The organism is Photobacterium sp. R1, from assembly GCF_054600795.1.
In genome coordinates this window covers 1-236 of record NZ_BAAHZP010000994.1, presented here as the reverse complement: position 1 = coordinate 236, position 236 = coordinate 1, and the positions used below count along the sequence as shown (strand labels likewise).

The following is a 236-nucleotide window of genomic DNA, read 5'->3' as shown; positions in this document are numbered from 1 at the left end:
CTCAGGTGGAACCGAAAGACCGCGATATCGCTATGGTGTATCAGTCTTATGCCCTATATCCCAACATGACGGTGCGGGACAACATCGCTATCGGACTGAAAATTCGCAAGATGGATAAAGCCAAAATTGCGCAGGAAGTGGATCGCGTTGCCGCCATGCTGCAGATCGATCACCTGCTGGATCGCAAACCGGCACAGCTGTCAGGCGGCCAGCGCCTGCGTGTTGCCATGGGACGG

1 protein-coding gene is annotated in these 236 nt (G+C 55.5%); it reads left to right on the top strand.

The window, feature by feature from the left end; all coding sequences use genetic code 11:
* On the top strand, positions 1-236 hold a 236-nt coding region (locus tag ACYP03_RS28050), incomplete at both ends, for an ATP-binding cassette domain-containing protein (protein WP_459782941.1).